A 16,224-nucleotide genomic window follows, 5' to 3' on the forward strand; every position below is an offset into this window, starting at 1 on the left:
CGGCGACGGTTCACTGGAGGAGTCCCCCGATCCGACCCCGCAGGAGAGACACGTGCCGCAGACCGTCGACGCCCTCGTCACCACCGCCGCTCGCCAGCCCTTCGAGCGCTCCACCATCGAGCGCCGCGACCCCCGCCCGCACGACGTCGTCATCGACGTCGCCTACGCCGGCATCTGCCACTCCGACATCCACACCGCCCGCGAGGAGTGGGGCCCGGCGATCTTCCCGCTCGTGCCCGGTCACGAGATCGCCGGCACCGTCAGCGCCGTCGGCGAGGCGGTCACCCGGTACGCCGTCGGCGACCGCGTCGGCGTCGGCTGCTTCGTCGACTCCTGCCGCGAGTGCGAGAACTGCCGGGCGGGCGAGGAGCAGTACTGCCTGCGCGGCGAGGTCGGCACCTACAACGCCCGCGAGTACGCCGACGGCGCCCCCACGCACGGTGGCTACTCCCGCTCGATCGTCGTCGACGAGAACTACGTGCTCGGCATCCCCGAGGGCATCGGCCTGGACGTCGCCGCCCCGCTGCTGTGCGCCGGCATCACCCTCTACTCGCCGCTGCGCCACTGGGGCGCGGGCCCCGGCAAGAAGGTCGCGATCGTCGGCATGGGCGGCCTGGGCCACATGGGCGTGAAGATCGCCCACGCCCTCGGCGCGGAGGTCACGGTGCTCTCGCAGAGCCTGGCCAAGAAGGCCGACGGCGAGCGCCTGGGCGCGGACCACTACTTCGCGACCTCCGACCCCGCCACCTTCACCGAGCTCGCCGGCCGCTTCGACCTGATCATCAACACGGTGGCGGCCAACCTGCCGGTCGACGACTACCTCGCGCTGCTGCGCGTCGACGGCACGATGGTCAACGTGGGCGCCCCCGAGAGCCCCGACACCTACCGGGCGTTCTCGCTCATCATGGGGCGCCGCAGCCTGGCCGGGTCGAAGATCGGCGGCATCCACGAGACCCAGGAGATGCTCGACTTCTGCGCCGAGCACGGCCTCGGCGCCGAGATCGAGACGATCGGCGTCGACGACGTGAACGACGCCTGGGACCGCGTGGTGGCCAGCGACGTCCGCTACCGCTTCGTCATCGACATCGCGTCGTTCGACTCCTGAGCGGTCGCGGTACCGCTCAGGCGACCGGCTGCTCGTCCCGACGCCGCACCAGCCGCACCTCGAGGGCGTCGATGCTCGCGTCGTGCGTGCTGGTGCCGTCGGGGACGAAGCCGTGGCGGGCGTAGAACCGGTGCGCCCGCGGGTTGTCGGCCAGCACCCACAGGCAGGCCGGCTCGTCGCCCAGCGCCGCCGCGAGCAGGGCGTCCGCGACGCCCGTGCCCCAGGCGTCCCGGCGCACGTAGATCGCGCCCAGCTCCCGCGCGGTCGGGGCGTCGTCGTCACGGGCCGGCCCGGCCACGGCGAACCCCAGCAGCGCCTCGGTGGCCGCGTCCCGCCGTACCGCGAGGTGGACGCCCTGCTCGACCAGCCGCTCCCACAGCGCGACCCGCTGCGGGTGACGGGCGAGCACCCGGTCGAGGTGCTCGTCGGCGATCAGGCCCCGGTAGCCCTCCTCCCAGCAGGTCGCGTGGAGGCGGGCGCCGGCCTCGGCGTCGGCGGGGGTGGCGCGGCGCAGGCGCACGTCGGCGGGGAGGGTCACGGGTCCATCCCACCGTGGCCGCGCCGGTGCCCGCCACCCGTTTCCCGGCCGGTCCCGTCCGCCTAGGGTGGCCGCATGGCGAGTGTGTGGATGGACTTCGACCGCTCCGAGGTGGAGGAGGTCGTCGGCCCGCTGCCGGACGGCCTGACCTACGCCCGCTTCGACGGCGAGCACGAGCCGGACGGGATCGACGAGGTCGAGTTCTACGTGCCGCCCTACTTCGGGAAGGCCGACCCCGCGATCGTCACCCGCATGCCGGCGCTGCGTGTCGTGCAGGCCCCGAGCGCGGGCGTCGACCACCTGCTGGGCGTCGTGCCCGAGGGCGTCGCCCTGTGCCGCGCCGCGGGCGTCCACGACCCCGGTACGGCGGAGCTCGCCGTCGCTCTCCTCCTGGCCGCCCAGCGCGACCTGCCGCGGTGGTTCGCCCAGCAGCAGCGGGGCGAGTGGAGCCAGGCCAACGACGGCCCGTCGGTGGCGGACCGCCGGGTGCTGATCGTCGGCTACGGCTCGATCGGGGAGGCGATCCACCGCCGGCTCGAGGGGTTCGAGTGCGAGGTCGTGCCGGTCGCGACAAAGGCGCGCACGGGCCCGCACGGGCCGGTGCACGGGGTGGACGAGCTGCCGACGCTGCTGCCCACGGCGGACGTCGTCATCGTCGTGACGCCGCTGACGGACGCCACCCGCGGGCTCGTCGACGCGGACTTCCTGGCGGCGCTGCCCGACGGCGCGCTGCTGGTGAACGTGGGGCGCGGCAAGGTCGTGGACACCGAGGCGCTCCTGGCGGAGCTGTCCACGGGGCGCCTGCGGGCGGCGCTCGACGTGGTCGACCCCGAGCCGCTGCCGGCCGACCACCCGCTGTGGTCCGCGCCGGGCACGATCATCACGCCGCACGTGGCGGGCGGGACCACCGCCATGCGCCCGCGGCTGTTCGCGATCATCGCGGAGAACCTGCGCCGCCACGTCGCCGGCGAGGAGCCGCTGCACGCCGTCGCTCGCTGAGGTTTCCCCGCTCGAGCGGGGAAACCGCGCCGAGGTCAGACCAGGTGCGGGTCGTCGACGGGGAAGCCGCTCAGCTGCCCGGCGATCGACGTGCCCAGGTGCGCGTGCTCGTCCGGCGGCACCGGGGCCTGGGCGTCCGGGTCGTACTCGTCGAGCGAGGGCAGCCCGGGCACGTCGTGCGGGGGGCCGTCCTCCGCCGCGACAGCCGAGAAATCCACCTGCAGTTCACCGTGCGTTTGCTTCATGGACCCACGGTACCCACCGCGTCACGGCGCACCCACCCGTCCGCGCAGCCGCAACCGCACACCGCGGACGGCCAGGCCCAGCGCCACGACCGCGGCCCCGGTGACCACGGACGCCGGCGGCAGCACCAGCGCCAGGCCGAGGCAGCCCACCGCGCCCACGACCGGCACGACCCCCGGTCGTCCCGTCCGTCGCCGCTGCATCGCGCCCGCGGCCAGGTTCGCGACCAGGTAGTAGAGCAGCACGCCGAACGAGCTGAACCCCACCGCCTCGCGCAGGTCGAGCGTCAGCACGAGAACCACCACGACGGCGCCGACGAGCAGCTGCGCGCGGTGGGGCACGTCGTACCGCGGGTGCACCCCCGCCAGGTATGCCGGCAGCTCGCCGTCGCGGGCCATCGCCAGGCCGGTGCGGGAGATGCCGGCGAGCAGGCCGAGCAGCGCGCCGAGCGAGGCCGCCGCCGCGCCCACCACGACGAGCGGCACGGCCCAGTCGGCGCCGGCCCCGTCGACGAGGGCGCGCACCGGGGCGGGGGAGTCGGCCAGGCGCTCGGGCCCGAGCCCGCGCAGCAGCGCGACCGCGAGCACGACGTACACCACCAGCACGAAGCAGAACGCCAGCGCGATGGCCCGCGGGATCGTGCGTGCCGGGTCGCGCACCTCCTCGCCGAGGGTGGCGACGCGGGCGTAGCCGGCGAACGCGAAGAACAGCAGGCCGGCGGCCTGGGCGACGCCGTGCGCGTCGAGCTCACCGCCGAGGAGCTCGCCCGTCGTGCCCGCGGGGTCCGTGGCGAGCAGCCCGAGCCCGGCGGCGGTCAGCAGGCCGAGGAGGGCGATGCTGACGATGACACGCGCGGCGCGGGCGGTGCGCGTCGCGCCCGTCACCGCGACGAGGGTCAGCAGGGCCACGGCCGCGGCGGCCAGGAGGCGGCGGGCGGTGGGCTCACCGGGCAGCACGTACGCCGCGAACGCCGTCGCCATCGCCGCGCAGCTGGCGGTCTTGCCGACCACGAAGCACCAGCCCGCGGCGTACCCCCACCACTCGCCCAGCTCCGCGCGCCCGTAGACGTAGGTGCCGCCCGAGGAGGGGTGGCGGGCAGCGAGCCGCGCCGACGACGACGCGTTGCACCAGGCGACCACCGCCACCAGGGCCAGGGCGAGCAGCAGCCCGCCGCCGGTGCCGGCCGCCGCGGTCGCCGGCGCGAGGACCGTGAAGGCCCCCGCCCCGACCATCGAGGCGATGCCCAGGGTCGTCGCGTCGGCCAGGCCCAGTCGTCGCTGCACGGGCGGATGGTGGGGGGCGCAGGTGAACGGAAGGTACGGCGCCCGCCCGCCGGCCCCGGGCTATCGTCGCGGGCATGCGCATCACCAAGTTCGGCCACGCCTGCGTGCGGATCTCCGAGGGCGGGAGCAGCGTCGTCGTCGACCCCGGTGCGTTCACCGAGCGCGAGGCCGTCGAGGGGGCCACCGCCGTGCTCGTCACCCACGAGCACGCCGACCACCTCGACGTCGAGCACCTGCGCGCCACCGACGCCCCGATCTGGACGATCGGCGCCGTCGCCCGGGCCATCGCGTCCCAGGCGCCCGACGTCGCCGAGCGGGTCGTGGTCGTCGCCCCCGGCGAGGCCTTCGACGCCTCCGGCGTGGCCGTCCGCGCCGTCGGCGAGAAGCACGCCGTGATCCACCCCGACTACGACCGGTTCGACAACTCGGGCTACCTCCTCGAGGTCGGGGGGCGTCGCGTCTTCCACCCGGGCGACGCGCTGACCGGCCCCGGGGAGCCCGTCGACGTGCTCCTCGCCCCCGTCAGCGCGCCGTGGCTGCGCATCGGCGACGCCGTCGACTTCGCGCGCGAGGTCGGGGCGCCCACGAGCCTCGCGATCCACGACCGCGTCTATTCCGACCTCGGCCTCGGCATGGCCGACCAGCACTTCCGCGCCCTGCTGGGCGAGGGCCAGGAGTGGGTCCGCCTGCCCGACGGCGCCGACCTGCCGTGAGGCGCGGCCGCGCGGTGGGCGCTGGCCCGGCGTGCCGCCGTACCGCCTCCGTCATCTGGACGTGAGCGGTCTCGCACCCACCCGCCTGGGAGAATGGGCGGCTGGTAGTTAGCCTGGCCTAACCCCGTGTGTCGTCTGGAGGAAGAGAAATCGTGCGTCCCATCCGTGTTGCCGTCGTCGGCGCCGGCCCCGCTGGCATCTACGCCGCCGACATCCTGACGAAGGAGCACGACGGCGCGAAGGTCGACGTGTTCGACCGGCTGCCCGCGCCCTACGGCCTGGTCCGCTACGGCGTCGCCCCCGACCACCCGCGCATCAAGGAGATCATCAAGGCCCTGCGCCGGGTGCTCTCCCGCGACGAGATCCGCTTCATCGGCAACGTCGACTTCGGCACCGACCTGAAGCTGGAGGACCTGCGCCAGTTCTACGACGCGGTCATCTTCGCGACCGGCGCCATCTACGACCGCGACCTCGCCATCCCGGGCATCGAGCTCGAGGGCTCGTACGGCGCGGCCGACTTCGTCTCCTGGTACGACGGGCACCCCGACTACCCGCGCGACTGGCCGCTCACGGCCGAGTCGGTGGCGGTCATCGGCGCCGGCAACGTGGCGCTCGACGTCGCCCGCGTGCTGGCCAAGCCCGCCGACGAGCAGCTGACGACCGAGATCGCCGACAACGTCTACCAGGGCCTGAAGGCGAACCGCGCGACCGACGTCCACGTCTTCGCCCGCCGCGGCCCGGCGCAGATCAAGTTCTCGCCGATGGAGCTGCGCGAGCTCTCGCACTCCCCGAGCATCGACGTGCTCGTGGACGAGGAGGGCTTCCAGATCGACGACGCCGGCCAGGCCGCGATCCAGAAGACCAAGAGCGTCAAGCTCGTCGTGGACACGCTGCTGAAGTACGCCGAGGCCGAGCCGACCGGCGCCCCGCACCGCATCCACATCCACATGTGCCAGGCCCCCGTCGAGGTGCTCGGCGAGGACGGCAAGGTCGTCGCGATCCGCACGGAGAAGACCGAGCTCGACGGCACGGGCAACGCGGTCGGCACGGGCGAGTTCGTGGACACGCCCGTGCAGGCCGTCTACCGCGCGGTGGGCTACCGCTCGTCGGCGCTGCCCGAGGTGCCCTTCGACGACACCGACCACGTGATCCCCAACGCGGGCGGTCGCGTGCTCGACCTCGACGGCAACCACATGACCGGCACCTACTGCACGGGCTGGGTCAAGCGCGGGCCCGTCGGCCTCATCGGCCACACGAAGTCCGACGCGCAGGAGACGATCACCAACCTGCTCGCCGACCTCGACACGACGCCCGAGCCGGTGCAGACCGAGCCCGACGCGATCCTGCGCCACCTCACCGACCGCGGCGTCGACCACACCTCGTGGGAGGAGTGGGTCACGCTCGACGCCCACGAGGCGTCGCTCGGCGAGGCCGCCGGCCGTGAGCGCATCAAGGTGGTCCCCCGCGAGGACATGATCCGCCACTCGCGCGGCTGACCCCTCGACGTACGACGCAGCCCCCGACCGCACCGCGGTCGGGGGCTGTGGTCGTCCGGGGCTGAGGGCGATCAGCCGCCGAGCGCGTGGCGCACGGGCTCGAGCTTGGCCTGGCTCTCGGCGAGCTCGGCGGCGGGGTCGGAGCCCGCGACGATGCCGCAGCCCGCGAACAGCCGCACGCGCCCGCCGCCCTCGCCCGGCGCGGGCTGCTCGACCTGGGCCGAGCGCAGCGCGATGCCCCACTCGCCGTCGCCGGAGGCGTCCATCCAGCCGACGGGTCCGGCGTACCGGCCCCGCTCCATGCCCTCGATCCACGCGATGAGCGCGGTCGCCGCGGGCGTCGGGGTGCCGCCGACGGCGGCGGAGGGGTGCAGCGAGGCAGCGAGCCCCAGCGAGGTGACGGAGGCGTCCTCGGGCACCACCCCGGTGACGTCGGTGGCGAGGTGCATGACGTTGGGCAGGTGCAGCACGAACGGCGACTCGGGCACGTTCATCGACGAGCAGTGCGGCTCCAGCGCGTCGGCGACCGACCGCACGGCGTACTCGTGCTCCTCCAGGTCCTTCGACGAGCGGGCCAGCTCGCCGGCGAGGCCGGCGTCGCGCACCTCGTCGCCGGTACGGCGGATCGTGCCGGCCAGCACGCGGGAGGTGACGAGCCCGCGCTCGCGACGCACCAGCATCTCGGGCGTCGCACCGAACAGGCCGTCGACGTGGAAGGTCCAGCAGGTCGGGTACGCCGCCGCGAGGCGCCGCAGCGGCCACCGGACGTCCAGGGGCTCGTCCAGGCGCGCCACCACGTCGCGGGCGAGCACCACCTTCTCGAGGTCGCCGCCGTCGATGCGCGCGACCGCGTCGGCCACGACGGCCTCCCAGTCACCCTCGGAGAGGGCGCCCGGCCCGAACGCCAGCCCCTGCGGGGCGGACGGCGGCTCGGCGACACGGGTGGCCGGGACGCCGATCGTGTCGCGGCCGATCGTCGTCAGCCACCGCTTCCCGCCGCGCTGGCCGACGAGCACGCGCGGGACGACGAGCGTCGACGTACCGGGGTCGTCGGCGAACGCGAAGGTGCCGAAGGAGACGAGGCCCGTGCCGGGCGTGCCGACCTCGTCGCGCACGACGGCGCGCGCCGCCAGGCGGCTCCACCAGCGCTCCGCCTCGGCGAAGCGGGTGGCGCCGGCCGTGGTGATGGAGGCCGCGGTGCCCCACCCGACGAGGCCCTCGCCGCCGCGCAGCCAGGCGAGCGCGCCGTCGGCGGGGAGCAGGTCGACGAGGGGCGCCTCGGTGCCGGGCCCGGTCTCGAGCGCCACGGTCCGCACGACGAGCGGCAGCACGGCGTCGGCCGGGAGCGCGTCGTGGTTCCTGGGCTCGGGGGCTCGCGTGGTCATCCGCGCCAGGGTACTGCGGCCCCGAGCACCCCCTCCCCACGGCAGGCGTTGCTACCGTCACACGTCGTGCCCTCCCCTGACTCCCGCGCCGTCGCCACGCTGAAGCGCAAGGACTCCGTCCTCGCCGCGGTCGGCGGCCTCGTCGCCCTGCTCCTCCTCGTCGTGCTCGCCGTCGTGCTCCCGAGGCTGGTCGAGGACGGCGGCAGCGCCGCCGGGGCCGGCGGCATCGCGGGGGAGGGCGGGGACGGCGCCGAGGGCGGTTCGGGCGACGGTTCCGAGGGCGGGTCCGCAGGTGGGGCGGGTGACCTCGTGCTGCCGCAGGACGTCGGCCGGTGGACCTCGCTGACCGCCGTGCTCGAGGAGGAGGGCGACCCCGAGCAGCTCGCGCAGGTCGAGGAGTCGTGGGCCTACGCCGACGCGCAGCTCGTCGAGCAGGCCGGGGTGCCGGCCGACGCCGAGCGCTACCTCGACCTCAGCAGCAGCGCGCTCGTGGCGATCCAGGCCTACCGCGGGCCCGACGGCCCGCTCGTGCCCGCGACGCTCCAGGACCCGGAGTCGGGCCAGGCCCGCCTGCTGCTCGCCGAGTACGGCGACGTGGAGTGCGTGCTCGACGTGGTCTCCGGCGAGGTGTCGCCGACTCCGCAGGTGCAGGAGATGCAGTGCCGCCGCACCTCCGACGACCTCACGGTCCGCGCGTTCGTGCTGAGCCTCGCCGACGGCGAGGCCGTGCAGTCGCTCGTCGACGGGATCTGGACCGAGCTCTCCGCCTGACGGGCGCGTCCGGCGGCGACGTAGGCTTGGCGATCGTGGCCCGCGCAGAGCTCGACAAACGACCGACCGACGTCCGCCGCATGTTCGACGAGGTCGCGAAGCGCTACGACATCACCAACGACGTGCTGTCGCTGGGCCAGGACCGCCGCTGGCGTCGGGACGTGTTCCGGGCGATCGACCCGCGACCGGGTGACCTCGTGCTCGACCTGGCCGCCGGCACCGGCACCTCGAGCGCCCCGTTCGTCGGCGCGGGCGCCGTGGTCGTGCCGTGCGACTTCTCCCTCGGCATGCTGCAGGTCGGCAAGGAGGCGCGCCCCCACCTGCCCTTCGTGGCCGGCGACGCGACCCGCCTCCCGTTCGCCGACGACAGCTTCGACGCCGTCACGATCTCCTTCGGGCTGCGCAACGTCGTCGACCACGCCGCCGCCCTCGCGGAGATGCACCGCGTCACCCGCCCCGGCGGCACGCTCGTGGTCTGCGAGTTCTCCCACCCGACGTGGGCGCCGTTCCGCACCGTGTACGTCGAGTACCTGATGCGCGCCCTCCCGCCCGTCGCCACCGCCGTGTCGTCCTCGCCGGACGCCTACGTCTACCTGGCCGAGTCCATCCGCGCGTGGCCCGACCAGGAGCGGCTCGCGGGCGTCATCGGCGACGCCGGCTGGTCCGGCGTCGAGTGGCGCAACCTCTCGGGCGGCATCGTCGCCCTGCACCGCGCCACCGCCTGATCCCCCTCCTCCCGCCTCCGCCGCCGACCCCGTCGCCGGACGTCATGCGGACCGTGCGCCCGGGGCCACCGATCGCATGACGTCCCCCGGGTACGGCGCCGCCCGCCGCCCGCGAGGCCGGCGCGCACCCCGCAATTACCCCACTCGGCCGTGCTGTAAATGGCCAGGTCACGGCCCGGTCACGCCCGGCGCGTGGGGGGTCGCGCTCGTCGGGCCCGAGGTCTATGGTGTGACGCGCGCCACCATGTGATTCGTTTCACAAGGTCACGAGCGCGCTCGCGACGCCCCCCTCGGACGGGGCGCGCGACGGACGGAGGGAGGGTGGCCGTGGGGCTCTACGCACCGGTGCTGGCCCTGCTGGCCTTGGCCGGCGGGTTCGCGATCTTCTCGGTCGTGGTGAGCACGATGACCGGCCCCGGCCGCTACAACCGGGCGCGGCTGGACTCCTACGAGTGCGGCATCGACCCGACGCCCCAGCCGCTCGGCGGCGGGCGCATCCCGGTGAAGTACTACACGGTCGCGATGACCTTCATCATCTTCGACGTCGAGATCATGTTCCTCGTCCCGTGGGCGGTCCACTTCGACCAGCTCTCGTGGTTCGGCCTCCTCGCCGTCCTCCTCTTCCTCTTCAACATCACGCTCGCCTACGCCTATGAATGGCGCCGCGGCGGACTCGACTGGGACTGACGACATGGGCATCGAGGAGAAGCTCCCCAGCGGGGTGCTGCTGACCACCGTCGAGGGCGTGGCGGGCTACATGCGCAAGGCCAGCTTCTGGCCGGCGACCTTCGGGCTCGCCTGCTGCGCGATCGAGATGATGACGACCGGCGGTCCGCGCTACGACCTCTCGCGCTACGGCATGGAGGTCTTCCGGGCCAGTCCCCGCCAGGCCGACCTGATGATCGTCGCGGGCCGGGTGAGCCAGAAGATGGCGCCGGTCCTGCGCCAGATCTACGACCAGATGGCCGAGCCCAAGTGGGTGCTCGCCATGGGCGTCTGCGCCAGCTCGGGCGGCATGTTCAACAACTACGCGATCGTGCAGGGCGTCGACCACGTCGTGCCCGTCGACATGTACCTCCCCGGCTGCCCGCCGCGCCCCGAGATGCTCATCGACGCGATCCTCAAGCTGCACGACCAGGTGCAGCACACGAAGCTCGGCGCCAACCGCGCCGCTCAGGTCGCCGAGCTCGAGACGGAGGCGCTCAGCGCGCTCCCGACCGAGGAGCAGAAGGGCCTGCTGCGGTGAGCGACGCCCGCACCGAGGGCGAGCGGCACCTCGCCCGCACCGAGCCGCAGGCCGACCCCCGCGGCCACCAGGACGGCGCCGACGTGCGGGGCCGACGTACCGGCATGTTCGGGGTGCGCGGCAGCGGCGACACGTCCGGGTACGGCGGCCTGCAGCGCACCGTGGTCTTCCCGCCCCCCGCCGAGCGCCCGTACGGCGGGTGGTTCGACCACTGCGTCGACACCCTGCTCGCGCGGGTCGGCGACCCGGCGGCGGTGGCGTCGGTGGTCGTGCACCGCGGCGAGCTGACGCTGCACGTGCGCCGCGAGCACCTCCCGGCCGTGGTCCGCGTGCTGCGCGACGACCCCGACCTGCGCTTCGAGCTGTGCTCGGGCGTCAGCGGGGTCCACCACCCCGAGGACGTGGGCGCCGAGCTGCACGCCGTCTACCACCTGCTCTCGATGACCCACAACCGCCGCGTGCGCCTCGACGTCTCCTGCCCGGAGGGCGACCCCCACGTGCCGAGCATCGTCGCGACGTACCCGACGGCCGACTGGCACGAGCGGGAGACGTGGGACTTCTTCGGCATCCAGTTCGACGGCCACCCGGCGCTGACGCGGATCCTCATGCCGGACGACTGGCCGGCCCACCCCCAGCGCAAGGACTACCCGCTGGGCGGGATCCCGGTGGAGTACAAGGGCGGGACGATCCCGCCGCCCGACGAGCGGAGGTCGTACAGCTGATGACCGCCACCACGCAGGGCGACCCGTACGCCGCGGGCGCGGGCCGCGACGCCGCGGGCGGGCGGGGCGACCGGGTCTTCACCGTCACCGGACAGGACTGGGACGAGGTCGCCGGGGCGCTGGGCGCCGACGGCGACGCGGAGCGGATCGTCGTCAACATGGGTCCGCAGCACCCCTCCACCCACGGGGTGCTGCGCCTCATCCTCGAGCTCGAGGGCGAGACGGTCACCGAGGCCCGCTGCGGCATCGGCTACCTCCACACGGGCATCGAGAAGAACATGGAGTTCCGCACCTGGACCCAGGGCGTCACGTTCTGCACCCGGATGGACTACCTGTCGCCGTTCTACAACGAGGCCACCTACTGCCTCGGCGTCGAGCGGCTCCTCGACATCGAGGACGAGGTGCCGGAGAAGGCGCAGGTCATGCGGGTGCTCCTCATGGAGCTGAACCGCATCTCGTCCCACCTCGTCGCCATCGCCACGGGCGGCATGGAGCTGGGCGCGCTCACCGTCATGACCGTCGGCTTCCGCGAGCGCGAGCAGGTGCTCGACCTCTTCGAGCTCATCACCGGGCTGCGCATGAACCACGCCTTCATCCGCCCCGGCGGCGTCGCGCAGGACCTGCCGGACGGCGCGCTCGACGCGGTGCGGGCGTTCGTCGCGCTCATGCGCAAGCGGCTGCCGGAGATCGCCACGCTCTGCAACGCCAACCCGATCTTCCGGGCCCGCCTCGAGGGCGTCGGCTACCTCGACCTCGAGGGCTGCCTCGCGCTCGGCATGACCGGACCGGTGCTGCGCTCGACCGGCTACCCCTGGGACCTGCGCAAGACCCAGCCGGTCTGCGGCTACGAGACCTACGACTTCGACGTGCAGACCTGGGACACGGCCGACTCCTACGGCCGCTTCCGCATCCGCGTCAACGAGATGTTCGAGAGCCTGCGCATCGTCGAGCAGTGCGTCACCCGGCTCGAGGGGCTCGTCGGCGCCCCGGTGATGGTCGCCGACAAGAAGATCGCCTGGCCCAGCCAGCTCTCGATCGGCAGCGACGGGCAGGGCAACAGCCTCGACCACATCCGCCACATCATGGGCGAGTCGATGGAGGCCCTCATCCACCACTTCAAGCTGGTGACCGAGGGCTTCCGCGTGCCGGCCGGCGAGGCCTACGTGCCGCTGGAGTCGCCCCGCGGCGAGCTCGGTGCCCACGTCGTCTCCGACGGCGGGACGCGCCCCTACCGGGTCCACTTCCGCGACCCGTCCTTCACCAACCTGCAGGCGACGAGCGTGATGAGCGAGGGCGGCATGGTCGCCGACGTCATCGTCGCCATCGCCTCGATCGACCCCGTGATGGGAGGCGTGGACCGATGACCGAGGTCACGGGCGCCGGGACCGGGCCGCTGGACGCGGCCGCCACCTCCGACGGCACCGCCCTGGACGCCAGCCTGGACGCCACGACCCTGGGCGAGCTGCGGCAGATCGCCGCGCGCTACCCGCAGGGCCGCTCGGGGCTCCTGCCGATGCTGCACCTCGTGCAGTCGGCCCAGGGGCGCATCACGCCGGCGGGCATCGAGGCCTGCGCCGACGTGCTGGGCCTCAGCCCGGCCGAGGTCAGCGGGGTCGCGACCTTCTACACGATGTACAAGCGCCGCTCCGTCGGCGACTACCACGTCGGGGTCTGCACGAACACGCTCTGCGCGGTCATGGGCGGCGACGAGATCTTCGCGACGCTGCAGGACCACCTCGGCATCGGCAACGACGAGACCACCGACGACGGCCGCATCAGCCTGGAGCACGTCGAGTGCAACGCGGCCTGCGACTACGCCCCCGTCGTGATGGTCAACTGGGAGTTCGTCGACGACCAGACGCCCGAGAGCGCCGTCCGCCTCGTCGACGACCTCCGCTCCGGCGCCGAGGTCCACTCCACCCGCGGTCCCCGCATCTGCACGTGGCGGGAGGCCGAGCGCGTGCTGGCCGGGTTCCCCGACGACCGCGCGGACGAGGGCCCCGGCGCCGGTACGGCGTCGCTCGCCGGCCTGCGCGTCGCCCGCGAGCGCGGGTGGGAGGCCCCCCGCAGCGACACCGACGCGCGCCGTACCGACGAGCACGCGGACTCCAGCGAGCAGGCCGCGGTCGCCGCGGACGAGCAGGCCGACACCGGCCGCGCCGAGACGGAGACGAAGATCGAGGAGGGGAAGGAGTGACCGCGATCCCGCCGCTCACCCCGGTGCTCACCGACAACTGGGACGACGAGCGCTCCTGGACCCTGGCGTCCTACGAGGCCCGCGGGGGGTACGACGCCCTCGACACCGCCTTCGCCATGACCCCCGACGAGGTGATCACGGCCGTCAAGGACGCGGGCCTGCGCGGGCGCGGCGGCGCCGGGTTCCCGACCGGCATGAAGTGGGGCTTCATCCCGCAGGACAACCCGAACCCGAAGTACCTCGTCGTCAACGCCGACGAGTCGGAGCCGGGCACCTGCAAGGACGTGCCGCTGATGATGGCGAGCCCGCACACGCTGGTCGAGGGAGTCATCCTCGCCGCCTACGCGATCCGGGCCCACCACGCCTTCATCTACGTGCGCGGCGAGGTGCTGCACGTGGTGAGGCGCCTGCAGCGCGCGGTGCAGGAGGCCTACCTGGCGGGGCACCTGGGCGTGGACATCCACGGCTCGGGCTACGACCTCGACCTCGTGGTGCACGCCGGCGCCGGGGCCTACATCTGCGGCGAGGAGACGGCGCTGCTCGACTCCCTGGAGGGCCGGCGCGGCCAGCCGCGGCTACGTCCGCCGTTCCCGGCGGTCGCCGGTCTCTACGCGAGCCCGACCGTCATCAACAACGTCGAGTCCATCGCCTCGGTGCCGGCCATCATCCGCAACGGCGCCGCCTGGTTCGCCTCGCTCGGCACGGAGAAGTCGAAGGGCTTCGTCATCTACTCGCTCTCGGGCCACGTCACCCGCCCGGGGCAGTACGAGGCGCCGCTCGGCATCACGCTGCGCCAGCTGCTCGAGCTCGCCGGCGGCGTGCGCGCGGGGCACCGGTTGAAGTTCTGGACGCCGGGCGGCTCGAGCACGCCGATCCTCACCGACGAGCACCTCGACGTACCGCTCGACTACGAGTCGGTCGGCGCCGCCGGCTCCATGCTCGGCACCCGGGCGCTGCAGATCTTCGACGAGACGGTCTCGGTCGTGCGCTGCGTGCTGCGCTGGACGGAGTTCTACAAGCACGAGTCGTGCGGCAAGTGCACGCCGTGCCGCGAGGGCACGTGGTGGCTCGTGCAGACGCTGGCCCGCATCGACGCGGGCGAGGGGCAGCCGGGCGACGTCGAGAAGCTGCTCGACCTCTGCGACAACATCCTGGGCCGCTCGTTCTGCGCCCTCGGCGACGGCGCGACCAGCCCGATCACGTCGGCGATCAAGTACTTCGGGGAGGAGTTCGAGGCCGGGATGCACACCCCCAGCCGCGAGCTGTTCCCGCCCGCGGCCTCGACGGCCTACGCCCAGGAGGTGGGGGTGTGACCCTGACACCGGACACCGCGACGGACCTCGTCACGGTCACCATCGACGGGGTCGCGGTGGCGGTCCCGAGGGGGACGCTCGTCATCCGGGCCGCGGAGCAGGTCGGCATCCACGTGCCGCGCTTCTGCGACCACCCGCTGCTCGAGCCCGTCGGCGCCTGCCGCCAGTGCCTCGTCGACGTGCCGGACGCCGGCAACGGCCGCGGGCTGCCCAAGCCGCAGGCGTCGTGCACCCTCGAGGTCGCCGACGGGATGGTCGTCAACACCCAGGCCACCTCGGGCGTCGCCGACAAGGCCCAGCAGGGCGTGATGGAGCTGCTGCTCGTCAACCACCCGCTCGACTGCCCGGTCTGCGACAAGGGCGGCGAGTGCCCCCTGCAGAACCAGGCGATGAGCAACGGGCGCGCCGAGTCCCGCTTCGAGGGCACCAAGCGCACCTTCCCCAAGCCGATCAACCTCTCGCCGCAGGTGCTGCTCGACCGCGAGCGCTGCATCGTGTGCCAGCGCTGCACCCGCTTCGCCGAGCAGGTGCCGGGCGACCCGTTCATCTCCCTGGTGGAGCGCGGGGCGCAGCAGCAGATCGGCATCGCCCCGGGCGCGCCGTTCCTCTCCTACTTCTCGGGCAACACCATCCAGATCTGCCCCGTCGGGGCGCTGACGAGCGAGCCCTACCGCTTCCGCTCCCGGCCCTTCGACCTCGTCTCCACCCCGAGCGTCGCCGAGCACGACGCCTGCGGCGCCGCGATCCGCGTCGACCACCGCCGCGGCGCGGTGGTGCGCCGCCTCGCGGGCGACGACCCCGACGTCAACGAGGAGTGGATCACCGACAAGGACCGCTTCGCGTTCCGCTACACGACCGCCCCCGACCGGCTGCGCTACCCGCAGGTGCGCGACGCCGACGGCTCCCTGCGTCCCGCGTCGTGGACCGAGGCGTTCGCCGTCGCCGCCCGCGGCCTCGCCGCTGCCCGCGACGCCGGTGGGGTCGGCGTGCTGCCCGGCGGCCGGCTGACGGTCGAGGACGCCTACGCCTACGCGACCTTCGCCCGCGTCGCCCTCGGCACGAACGACGTCGACTTCCGGGCCCGCCCGCTGGGACCCGACGAGGCCGACTTCCTCGCGAGCCACGTCGTGCTCACCCGCCCCGGCCACGGTGCCGTCACGACCGGCGACGTCGAGGGCGCCCGCACCGTCGTGCTCGTCGGGCTCGAGCCGGAGGAGGAGGCGGGGACGCTGTTCCTGCGCCTGCGCAAGGCGACGCGGAAGGGTACGACGGTGCTCGCCGTGGCGCCGTACCTCACCCGCGGCGCCCGCAAGCTGACGGCCGTCCACGTGCCGACCGCCCCGGGCGGCGAGGCCGCGGTGCTCGACGGCCTGGCCGCGCGGGCCGCGGACCTGGCCGGGAGCCCGCTGGAGGCCCAGGACGTGGTGCTCGTCGGCGAGCGGCTCGCCACCTCGCCCGGCGCGCTGGCCGCCGCGGCCCGCCTGGCCG

17 protein-coding genes are annotated in these 16,224 nt (G+C 73.9%); 13 read left to right on the forward strand and 4 right to left on the reverse strand.

The window, feature by feature from the left end; genetic code table 11:
* The first annotated feature begins 52 nt into the window (after window positions 1-52).
* Window positions 53-1,105 (forward strand): NAD(P)-dependent alcohol dehydrogenase, encoded by a 1,053-nt coding sequence (locus tag KK617_RS11425; protein WP_277500136.1) that lies wholly within the window; start codon window positions 53-55, stop codon window positions 1,103-1,105.
* 16 nt (window positions 1,106-1,121) lie between these two features.
* Here the strand turns inward: KK617_RS11425 and KK617_RS11430 are convergent, their stop codons facing one another.
* Window positions 1,122-1,643 (reverse strand): GNAT family N-acetyltransferase, encoded by a 522-nt coding sequence (locus KK617_RS11430; protein WP_277500137.1) that lies wholly within the window; start codon window positions 1,641-1,643, stop codon window positions 1,122-1,124.
* Between the two features lie 75 nt (window positions 1,644-1,718).
* Between KK617_RS11430 and KK617_RS11435 the strand changes: the two genes are divergently transcribed.
* Window positions 1,719-2,642 (forward strand): 2-hydroxyacid dehydrogenase, encoded by a 924-nt coding sequence (locus KK617_RS11435; protein WP_277500138.1) that lies wholly within the window; start codon window positions 1,719-1,721, stop codon window positions 2,640-2,642.
* A gap of 35 nt (window positions 2,643-2,677) precedes the next feature.
* Here the strand turns inward: KK617_RS11435 and KK617_RS11440 are convergent, their stop codons facing one another.
* Both KK617_RS11440 and KK617_RS11445 read right to left on the reverse strand, forming a co-directional pair.
* Window positions 2,678-2,887, reverse strand: coding sequence for a hypothetical protein (locus KK617_RS11440; protein ID WP_277500139.1), 210 nt, complete (start codon window positions 2,885-2,887; stop codon window positions 2,678-2,680).
* 21 nt (window positions 2,888-2,908) lie between these two features.
* On the reverse strand, window positions 2,909-4,168 hold the full coding sequence (locus KK617_RS11445) for an amino acid permease (protein WP_277500140.1): 1,260 nt from the start codon (window positions 4,166-4,168) through the stop codon (window positions 2,909-2,911).
* Window positions 4,169-4,242: 74 nt separating this feature from the next.
* Here KK617_RS11445 and KK617_RS11450 point away from each other — a divergent pair, with 74 nt between their 5' ends.
* A complete protein-coding gene (locus KK617_RS11450) occupies window positions 4,243-4,881 on the forward strand; it encodes an MBL fold metallo-hydrolase (RefSeq protein ID WP_277500141.1) in 639 nt (212 codons plus the stop codon).
* Window positions 4,882-5,033: 152 nt separating this feature from the next.
* Window positions 5,034-6,377: an FAD-dependent oxidoreductase gene (locus KK617_RS11455; protein ID WP_277500142.1), complete on the forward strand. Its 1,344-nt coding sequence runs from the start codon at window positions 5,034-5,036 to the stop codon at window positions 6,375-6,377.
* Between the two features lie 71 nt (window positions 6,378-6,448).
* On the opposite strand, the gene KK617_RS11460 is transcribed toward KK617_RS11455, so the two are convergent.
* Window positions 6,449-7,762 (reverse strand): isochorismate synthase, encoded by a 1,314-nt coding sequence (locus KK617_RS11460; protein ID WP_277500144.1) that lies wholly within the window; start codon window positions 7,760-7,762, stop codon window positions 6,449-6,451.
* A gap of 66 nt (window positions 7,763-7,828) precedes the next feature.
* Here KK617_RS11460 and KK617_RS11465 point away from each other — a divergent pair, with 66 nt between their 5' ends.
* From KK617_RS11465 to KK617_RS11505, 9 genes are all read left to right on the forward strand, one after another.
* A complete protein-coding gene (locus tag KK617_RS11465; RefSeq protein WP_277500145.1) occupies window positions 7,829-8,533 on the forward strand; it encodes a hypothetical protein in 705 nt (234 codons plus the stop codon).
* A gap of 35 nt (window positions 8,534-8,568) precedes the next feature.
* Window positions 8,569-9,258, forward strand: a complete 690-nt coding sequence (locus tag KK617_RS11470) for a demethylmenaquinone methyltransferase (RefSeq protein ID WP_277500146.1) — start codon at window positions 8,569-8,571, stop codon at window positions 9,256-9,258.
* A gap of 327 nt (window positions 9,259-9,585) precedes the next feature.
* Window positions 9,586-9,945 carry an NADH-quinone oxidoreductase subunit A gene (locus tag KK617_RS11475; RefSeq protein ID WP_277500147.1) on the forward strand — a complete coding sequence of 120 codons (360 nt, stop codon included), beginning with the start codon at window positions 9,586-9,588 and terminating at the stop codon, window positions 9,943-9,945.
* A 4-nt stretch (window positions 9,946-9,949) separates the two neighbouring features.
* A complete protein-coding gene (locus tag KK617_RS11480; protein ID WP_277500148.1) occupies window positions 9,950-10,504 on the forward strand; it encodes an NADH-quinone oxidoreductase subunit B in 555 nt (184 codons plus the stop codon).
* Window positions 10,501-11,226, forward strand: coding sequence for an NADH-quinone oxidoreductase subunit C (locus tag KK617_RS11485; protein ID WP_277500150.1), 726 nt, complete (start codon window positions 10,501-10,503; stop codon window positions 11,224-11,226). Before KK617_RS11480 ends, KK617_RS11485 begins: the two co-directional genes overlap by 4 nt.
* Window positions 11,226-12,590: an NADH-quinone oxidoreductase subunit D gene (locus tag KK617_RS11490; protein WP_277500151.1), complete on the forward strand. Its 1,365-nt coding sequence runs from the start codon at window positions 11,226-11,228 to the stop codon at window positions 12,588-12,590. Before KK617_RS11485 ends, KK617_RS11490 begins: the two co-directional genes overlap by 1 nt.
* Window positions 12,587-13,423, forward strand: a complete 837-nt coding sequence (gene nuoE, locus KK617_RS11495) for an NADH-quinone oxidoreductase subunit NuoE (RefSeq protein WP_277500152.1) — start codon at window positions 12,587-12,589, stop codon at window positions 13,421-13,423. Before KK617_RS11490 ends, nuoE begins: the two co-directional genes overlap by 4 nt.
* Complete coding sequence (gene nuoF / locus KK617_RS11500; RefSeq protein WP_277500153.1) at window positions 13,420-14,736, forward strand: NADH-quinone oxidoreductase subunit NuoF; 1,317 nt, start codon at window positions 13,420-13,422, stop codon at window positions 14,734-14,736. The genes nuoE and nuoF overlap by 4 nt, the downstream gene beginning before the upstream one ends.
* Window positions 14,733-16,224 (forward strand): NADH-quinone oxidoreductase subunit G (locus KK617_RS11505; RefSeq protein ID WP_277500154.1); only part of this gene is annotated, 1,492 nt, incomplete at its 3' end. The genes nuoF and KK617_RS11505, both read left to right, overlap by 4 nt.

The sequence above is a fragment of the Nocardioides sp. ChNu-99 genome (assembly GCF_029493445.1).
Taxonomy (GTDB): Bacteria; Actinomycetota; Actinomycetes; order Propionibacteriales; family Nocardioidaceae; genus Nocardioides.

Coding starts and splice junctions, on each gene's coding strand:
- KK617_RS11435 (WP_277500138.1), top strand. CDS start 1,719: ATGGCGAGTGTGTGGATGGACTTCGACCGCTCCGAGGTGGAGGAGGTC.
- KK617_RS11440 (WP_277500139.1), bottom strand. CDS start 2,887: ATGAAGCAAACGCACGGTGAACTGCAGGTGGATTTCTCGGCTGTCGCG.
- KK617_RS11450 (WP_277500141.1), top strand. CDS start 4,243: ATGCGCATCACCAAGTTCGGCCACGCCTGCGTGCGGATCTCCGAGGGC.
- KK617_RS11460 (WP_277500144.1), bottom strand. CDS start 7,762: ATGACCACGCGAGCCCCCGAGCCCAGGAACCACGACGCGCTCCCGGCC.
- KK617_RS11480 (WP_277500148.1), top strand. CDS start 9,950: ATGGGCATCGAGGAGAAGCTCCCCAGCGGGGTGCTGCTGACCACCGTC.
- KK617_RS11490 (WP_277500151.1), top strand. CDS start 11,226: ATGACCGCCACCACGCAGGGCGACCCGTACGCCGCGGGCGCGGGCCGC.
- nuoE (WP_277500152.1), top strand. CDS start 12,587: ATGACCGAGGTCACGGGCGCCGGGACCGGGCCGCTGGACGCGGCCGCC.